Here is an 885-nt window from a genome sequence, read left to right as displayed (position 1 = left end):
CTAAAGCGTTCGACACAGATGAACTGAACTTTGATGATTTTCAATTAGAAGACTTTGACGCTGAAACAACGCGCCAACCTGAACCTGTTGCTGCAGAGCGCGACCTGAGCTTTTTCAAAAGCATCCCTGTGACTGTCACGCTTGAAGTCGCAAGTAAAGAGATTCCACTTGGTGATTTGATGAAAGCGGGCGAAGGCACCGTCATTGAACTTGAAAAGCTGAACGGCGAACCATTGGACGTAAAGGTGAACGGTTCCCTACTTGGCCATGCGGAAGTAGTTGTCGTTAATGACAAATACGGTCTTCGCTTGATTGACGTACACGATTCAGCATTTAACGGCGTTGGTCGATAATTTTTGGTAGGCAGTACAATGAACAATCTGAGCGCTTGGCATCGTTGGTTACCTTTGTTGGTATTGGTGTCACTTTTGTTTGCATTCCCAACAATGGCAGCAGACAACGGCTTAACAATTCTGTCCGTTACGGACGGCGACGCACAACAAGAGTACAGCGTTAAACTACAAATTCTTTTGTTGATGACGGCGCTCAGTTTCCTTCCTGCTTTCATTTTGATGGCGACGAGCTTTACACGCATTATTGTGGTGTTGGCTATCTTGCGCCAAGCGCTTGGTTTGCAGCAGAGCCCGCCAAACCGCGTGTTAGTGGGTATTGCATTAACGCTTACTCTGCTCATCATGCGCCCTGTTTGGACGGATATCTACGAGAATGCGTTCCAACCATACGACAATGGTGAAATTACGCTGGTTCAAGCATTTTCCGTGGCGGAAAAGCCCGTTCGCAACTTCATGTTGGCGCAAACCCATCAGAGCTCTCTTGAGCAAATGTTGCGAATTGCCAATGAGCCGCTCGATCAAAAAGTAGAAG

At 47.1% G+C, this 885-nt stretch carries 2 protein-coding genes; both read left to right on the top strand.

Annotated features, from left to right (window positions below; genetic code table 11):
- On the top strand, positions 1 to 353 hold a 353-nt coding region (fliN, locus tag R7E78_RS25285; protein ID WP_318058493.1), incomplete at its 5' end, for a flagellar motor switch protein FliN.
- Positions 354 to 371: 18 nt separating this feature from the next.
- On the top strand, positions 372 to 885 hold a 514-nt coding region (locus R7E78_RS25280), incomplete at its 3' end, for a flagellar biosynthetic protein FliP (RefSeq protein ID WP_318058492.1).

This window comes from Vibrio sp. YT-19(2023) (genome assembly GCF_033337395.1).
The sequence above is the reverse complement of the archived record's forward strand: the minus strand, read 5'-3'. Positions and strand labels throughout refer to the sequence as shown.